The organism is Acidocella sp. (assembly GCF_028687955.1).
GTDB lineage: Bacteria > Pseudomonadota > Alphaproteobacteria > Acetobacterales > Acetobacteraceae > Acidocella.
The window spans coordinates 39,755-46,186 of record NZ_JAQTZC010000007.1 but is presented as its reverse complement, the minus strand read 5'-3'; the positions used below and the strand labels follow the sequence as shown (position 1 = coordinate 46,186).

Annotated in this window: 5 protein-coding genes; all 5 read left to right on the top strand. The window is 61.6% G+C overall.

Annotated elements, in window-relative coordinates; genetic code table 11:
- The first annotated feature begins 314 nt into the window (after window positions 1–314).
- The 5 genes from PHE40_RS01790 to PHE40_RS01770 are packed head-to-tail and all read left to right on the top strand — an operon-like array spanning window position 315 to window position 6,426.
- Window positions 315–1,694 carry an aspartate aminotransferase family protein gene (locus PHE40_RS01790; RefSeq protein ID WP_408838327.1) on the top strand — a complete coding sequence of 460 codons (1,380 nt, stop codon included), beginning with the start codon at window positions 315–317 and terminating at the stop codon, window positions 1,692–1,694.
- 41 nt (window positions 1,695–1,735) lie between these two features.
- Window positions 1,736–3,058, top strand: coding sequence for a glutamine synthetase family protein (locus PHE40_RS01785; protein ID WP_299957136.1), 1,323 nt, complete (start codon window positions 1,736–1,738; stop codon window positions 3,056–3,058).
- On the top strand, window positions 3,055–3,957 hold the full coding sequence (gene aguB, locus PHE40_RS01780; protein WP_299957134.1) for an N-carbamoylputrescine amidase: 903 nt from the start codon (window positions 3,055–3,057) through the stop codon (window positions 3,955–3,957). The genes PHE40_RS01785 and aguB overlap by 4 nt, the downstream gene beginning before the upstream one ends.
- Window positions 3,948–5,039: an agmatine deiminase gene (gene aguA / locus PHE40_RS01775; protein ID WP_299957131.1), complete on the top strand. Its 1,092-nt coding sequence runs from the start codon at window positions 3,948–3,950 to the stop codon at window positions 5,037–5,039. The genes aguB and aguA overlap by 10 nt, the downstream gene beginning before the upstream one ends.
- A gap of 43 nt (window positions 5,040–5,082) precedes the next feature.
- Entirely contained in the window at window positions 5,083–6,426 is a 1,344-nt protein-coding gene (locus tag PHE40_RS01770) for an APC family permease (RefSeq protein ID WP_299957128.1), read from the top strand.
- The last annotated feature ends 6 nt before the right edge of the window (window positions 6,427–6,432 follow it).

The window sequence follows — 6,432 nt, the reverse complement described above, 5'->3', positions numbered from 1 at the left end:
CGCGCGGCCGCCCCACCAGCCCCGCGCGCATACCAGTCAGCCTTAAGGCTGACTGGTATTAGTTACAAAAACCGGCTGGGAGCAGGCCCGTCCAGCCGGTTTTTTTCATCAGATTATAATTGTCTTGAACTTGCAGTTCCGCCATGCAAGGATTGCGCATGGTTTTGGTAACCGCTCCCGTTGGGCTTAGCTTCAAGGAGGAACTTCTCCTTCTTTGCGCGCGCATAGGCTTCAGCCCTCCCCACGCTTAAGGTTTTTTCTTGCCCCCGCCCAAAGCGCGGGCGCGATCATCAAATCTTTAGGGAGAAGCAGTTATGCTGAACAAAATGGGCGATGCCGCAAACTGGCAGAGCATTGATAATGCGTATCATTTACATCCTTTTACTGACCACAAGGCCCTGCATGAAGGCCGCGTGCGCGTCATCACCGAAGCTGATGGAGTATTTCTGAAAGACTCTGACGGCAACCGCATCCTGGACGGCATGGCCGGCCTGTGGTGCGTCAACGCGGGTTACAGCCGGCCCGAGCTGGTGCAGGCCGCCGCCGCGCAGATGACCAAACTGCCGTACTACAACACGTTTTTTAAAACCACGAACCCGCCGGCCGCCGCCCTGGCGCAGCGTCTGGCCAAGCTCGCCCCCGAGGGCATCAACCATGCCTTCTTCGCCTGCTCCGGCTCCGAGGCGGTGGATACCGCCCTGCGCACCGCGCGCGTTTACTGGCAGACCCTGGGCAAGCCGGAAAAGAAATTCGTCATCGGCCGTGAATATGGCTACCATGGTTCCACCACCCTCGGCGCTTCCGCCGGCGGCATGGTGGACATGCACCGCCAGGCGGGCGACATGCCAAACTTCACGCAGGTGCTGCCGCCTTACTGGTACGGTTACGGCGGCCAGATGAGCCCAGCCGAATTCGGACTTTATGCCGCCAAACAGGTGGAAGACAAAATCAAGGAGCTTGGCGCTGATAACGTCGCCGCCTTCATCGGCGAGCCGTTGCAGGGCTCCGGCGGCGTCATCATCCCGCCGGAAACCTACTGGCCCGAGATCAACCGCATCTGCAAGGAGCACGATATCCTGCTGATCGCCGATGAAGTGATCTGCGGTTTCGGCCGCACCGGCAAGATGTTCGGCTCGGATTATTTCGGCATCAAGCCGGATATGATGACGGTCGCCAAAGGCATCACCTCAGGCTACATCCCGCTCTCCGCGGTGCTGATGCATGACCGTGTGGCCAATGTCCTCATCAACCAGACGGGCGAGTATTATCATGGCTTCACCTATTCGGGGCATCCGGTTGCTTGCGCTGTGGCGCTGAAGAATCTGGACATCATCGAAGGCGAGGGGCTGGTTGAGCGTGCCGTGACGGTGGGCGAGGTGCTGCGCCAGAAATTCCACGAGGTGTTCGATGATCACCCGCTCGTCGGTGAAGTGCGCGGCATCGGGCTGATCGGCGGCATCGAGTTGAGCGCGGATAAGCGCACCCGCAAATTCTTCGCCAAAAACGGCCGCGTTGGCCAGATCTGCCGTGATTTCTGCATCAATAACGGGCTGATCATGCGCGCCGTGCGCGATACCATGGTGTTCGCGCCGCCGTTGATCATCTCATATGATGAAATCGACACGATGGTCGCCCTGGCGAAAAAATCCTTGGACCAGACCTACGAGCAAGTAAAACATGAGGTGGCATTGTGAGCGCGCCGGCATCTGCCGGCAACACCGAAACATTGGAGTTGATGGCTCAGGCTGAATATATTGAAGCCTTCATCATCGACGTGAACGGTGTGCCGCGCGGCAAGTGGCTGCAGCCGGACAAGGCGAAAGCCTTGCTCGGCACCGGCATCGCCATGCCGCGCTCGGCCTTCCTGCTCGATATCTGGGGCCGTGACGTGGTCGAGGGTGGCATCGCCCTTGACACCGGCGACCCCGACGGCCTCTGCACCGCCGTCGCGCACTCCATCACCCGCATGGGCTGGGCGGACGGTACGGCCTGCCAGGCCATGCTGACCATGCGCGAGGCTGACGGCGGCCATTTCTATCTCGATCCGCGCGGCGTCCTCTCGCGCGTGCTGGAACGCTTCACCGCCGCCGGCCTCACCCCTGCGCTGGGGGTGGAGCTGGAGTTCTACCTGGTGGATCAAGGCCAGACCGGCGGTCTGAAAATCGCCCCGCGCGGCGCGGATTATTCTGGCTGGCGCGGCTGGCATATCGATGCGGTGGGCCTGGGTGAAATCCATGACTATCAGCCGATCCTGCGCGAGATGATGTCGAATGCAAAATCGCAGGGCATCACGCTGGAAACGCTGATCAGCGAGAACGGCCCCGGCCAGTTCGAGGTGACCCTGAAATACTCGACCGATGCACTGCGCGTCGCCGATTCCGCGACATTGTTCAAGCGCACCATTAAACAGGTCGCGCGCAAACACGGGCTGACCGCGACCTTCATGGCCAAGCCCTACGGGCAATGGGCGGGCAGCGGCATGCATGTGCATATGTCGGTGCTGGACCGTAATGGTAACAACATCTTCGCCGGTACGCCTGAGCGCGCCACGCCGGTGCTCTACAACGCACTGGGCGGAATCATCAAGGCGCTGCCTGATACGATGCTAACCCTGGCACCGCACGCCAACTCCTACCGGCGCTTTGCTCCCGGCGTCCACGCGCCCACCTTCGGCGACTGGGGTCACGACAACCGCATGGCGGCGATGCGCGTCATCACCGCTGATCCGCAGGCCTCGCGCATCGAGCACCGCGTCGCCGGCGCCGATTGCAACCCCTATCTCGCCTTCGCCTCGCTGCTCGGCTCGGCGCTGAACGGGATCGAGACCAAAGCCGACCCCGGACCGGAAACCTTCGGCGAGCGGCGCAGCCCCAGCGCGCCCTCATTGCCCATCGCCTGGTCCGCGGCGCTCGAAAAATTCTCAGACTCCGCACACATCGCCAGCATTTTCGGCGCTGACTTCCAACGTGTCTTCACCGCCTGCAAACGTCAGGAGGTGAATGAAATGCGGCGGCGGATCTCCGATGTCGAATACGATGCGTATCTGGAGACCGCATGAGAAACGTCACAGTCGCGGCCACGCAAATGGCTTGCGGAACCAGTGCTGCGGAAAACATCGCGCGGGCCGAAAAACTGGTCCGCGCGGCGGCGGCGCAGGGCGCGCAGATCATTCTGATCCAGGAATTGTTTGAAACACCCTATTTCTGCCAGGACCAGATCCACGCCTGCTTCGGGCTGGCAAAATCCCTGGAGGATAACGCGGCGGTCAAACATTTCGCGCCCATTGCCAAAGAGCTTGGCGTCGTGCTGCCGGTCTCGGTGTTCGAGCGCGCGGGCCAGAGCTTCTTCAACACCGTCGTCATCCTTGATGCCGATGGCGCCAATCTCGGCTACTACCGCAAATCCCACATCCCCGACGGCCCTGGTTACGCCGAGAAATTCTACTTCTCCCCCGGCGATACCGGCTTTAAGGTGTGGGACACCAAATACGCCCGCATCGGCGTTGGTATCTGCTGGGACCAGTGGTTTCCCGAAACCGCGCGCGCCATGGCGCTGATGGGCGCGGAGCTGCTTTTCTTCCCCACCGCCATCGGCTCCGAACCGCAGGACCCCACGCTGGATTCCAGCGGCCATTGGCAGCGCACCATGCAGGGCCACGCCGCCGCCAACCTCACCCCGCTGGTCGCCTCCAACCGCGTCGGCACCGAGCAGGGGGCGCACGGCACGGCGATCACTTTTTACGGCTCCTCGTTCATCGCCGATCACAGGGGCGCCAAAATCGCCGAGGCTGACCGCGTGGCGGAAACCGTCCTCACCGCCACGTTCGACCTTGACGTTCTTGCACATGTCCGCGCCTCCTGGGGCGTCTTTCGCGACCGCCGCCCCGAACTCTATTCCCCGCTGCTCACGCTTGACGGCAGGCATATCCATAGTGCCGGTAAGCCAGCATGCCGATGACCACGCCGCGCGAACTTGGTTTTGCGATGCCGGCGGAGTGGGCGCCCCATGCGGGGTGCTGGATGATCTGGCCCGAGCGGCCGGATAACTGGCGGCTGGGGGCCAAGCCCGCGCAGCACGCCTTCACGGCGGTGGCCTCGGCCATCGCCCGCTTCGAGCCGGTGACGATGCTGGTTAGCGCCAGCCAGTTCGCGCAGGCCCGCGCAATGCTCCCGCAAGCGGTGCGCGTCGTTGAGCTTAGCACCAACGATTCCTGGGCGCGCGATGTGGGCGCGTCCTTTCTGCTCAACCCGGCAGGGGATCTCGCCGGGGTGGACTGGCCCTTCAACGCCTGGGGCGGGCTGGGCGGCGGCTTGTATTTTCCCTGGGATCTGGACGATCAGGTGGCCGCCAAAATGCTTGAGCTGGAGCGCGCCCGGCGTTTCCGCGCGCCCAAAATCATCGAGGGCGGGGCAATTCACGTCGACGGCGAAGGCAGCGTGCTCGTTACGGAGGCGTGTCTGCTCAACGAAAACCGCAATCCAGGGGCCACGCGCCAGGACATGGAGCGGGTGCTGCAAGACTATCTCGGCGCCTCGCATGTCATCTGGCTGGGCTTGGGCGTGCCCGGCGATGAGACTGGTGGCCATATTGATAACCTGGCCTGCTTCGTGCGCCCCGGCGTGGTGCTGCTCAGCTGGTGCGGCGATCCGGCCGACCCGCATTATGAAATCTCCCGCGCCGCGCATGAGCGTCTCCACGGCGCGCGCGATGCAAAGGGCCGCCCGATCATGGTCGAGCACATCCCGATGCCCACGCCGATGTTCATCTCCGATGAAGAAGCCGCCGGTGTTGACCATGGTGAGAACGGCATGAACCGCGCCGCCGGCGAACGCCTCGCCGCCTCGTATGTGAATTTTTATATTGCAAATGGCGCGATAATTGCTCCATCCTTTGGCGTGGCAACGGATGCCGCGGCCCTGGCCGTGCTGGCCCGGCTGTTTCCAGAACGAGAGATCGTGATGCTTCCGGCGCGTGAAATTCTTCTGGGGGGAGGCAATATCCATTGCATCACCCAGCAGCAACCAAGGACTGAAAATTGAAAGTCTAAAGGCTAATCCGATGAAAAAAGGGGCTAAGACGATAATGAGCACAACATTAAAATCAAATTCTCTAACGTTTTTTGAATCCATCATCATGGGAATCGCGGGTTCCGCGCCGGGATTCTCCATTGCCGTGGCCATCGCGGGTCTGCTGGCGACTGCCGGCGCGGTTTCGCCGAATGCGCTGCTGGTATTTGCCGTCCCCATGCTGGGGATCGCTGTCGCCTACAAGGGCCTCAATGTTAAAATGACAAATGCCGGCGCCGCCTATGAGTGGACCAAATCGGTGTTCGGCGGGTTCTTCGGCTATTTCTCCGGCTGGGCTCTGCTCATCGCCGCCATGGTGTTCATGGTCACGGGCAGCGTGCCGCTCGGCACCGCGACCATTGATCTTTTCGATCCCTCCCTGGCGAGCAATGTGGTGTTGACCACCTTCATCGGCGCGCTCTGGTTTGTGGCCATCGGCGCCGTGCTCATCGCGGGCATCGAGCTCACCAGCAAAATCCAGGTGGTGATGAGCTCGATCGAACTGCTGATCCTCTTCGGCATTTCCATCGCGGCCTTCCTGCACACCAGCGCCAGCGGCGCTGTCACGCATTTCTCCTGGTCCTGGTTCGGCTTCAACTACGCGCCGGGCACTTTCGCGGCCTCCTCGCTGGTGGTGGTGTTCCTCTACTGGGGCTGGGATGTTACCTGCAACCTGGCTGAGGAAACCAAGATTGACACCCCCAACGCGGCCGGCCAGGGTGGGTTTCTGAGCATCTTCGTCACCATCGCCTCCTTTGTCGCCTTCACGCTGGCGGCGCTGATGATGTTCACCCTCGCCAAATCCTCCAGCTATTCCGATAACCTGATCTACCACGTCGCGGTCGCCGCGGGGCTGGGTAAGGCAGGCGGTTATGCGGCCTCCCTGGCGCTCATTCTCTCCTCGGTCGCCACGCTCGAGACCACCATGCTGCAATTCTCCCGCACCCTCTTCGCGCTTGTTCACGCCAAGACGGTAACGCCGGTGCGCACCATGTACCTGTTGATGGCCATCGGCTTGGTGATGATCTTCGTCTCCAGCTTCATGCCCTCCATCGCCACCATCCTGGGCGATTCAGTGAGCGCCATCGCCGTGCAGGTCTGCTACTATTACGGCCTGGCCGGGCTGGTCTGCGCCTGGGTCTACCGTGACAGCTACAAAACCTCGCTCTGGACCTTCATCCACTACGCCGTATACCCGTTCCTCAGCGCCCTGGCTCTCATCATCCTCGGTCTTTACGCGCTCTCGACCTTCAATATGACCGTGAAGATCGTCGGTATCGGCGGGTTGCTCATCGGCATCATTTTCTACCGTCCCTCCGGTTATGGCACGCTGGTTGCCGACATCATGGCCGAAGAATAAGCGGCG

What these genes read in the sequence shown, in the direction of transcription:
- PHE40_RS01785 (WP_299957136.1), top strand. Translation starts at nt 1,736, where the DNA reads ATGGCTCAGGCTGAATATATTGAAGCCTTCATCATCGACGTGAACGGT.
- PHE40_RS01790 (WP_408838327.1), top strand. Translation starts at nt 315, where the DNA reads ATGCTGAACAAAATGGGCGATGCCGCAAACTGGCAGAGCATTGATAAT.
- aguB (WP_299957134.1), top strand. Translation starts at nt 3,055, where the DNA reads ATGAGAAACGTCACAGTCGCGGCCACGCAAATGGCTTGCGGAACCAGT.
- aguA (WP_299957131.1), top strand. Translation starts at nt 3,948, where the DNA reads ATGCCGATGACCACGCCGCGCGAACTTGGTTTTGCGATGCCGGCGGAG.
- PHE40_RS01770 (WP_299957128.1), top strand. Translation starts at nt 5,083, where the DNA reads ATGAGCACAACATTAAAATCAAATTCTCTAACGTTTTTTGAATCCATC.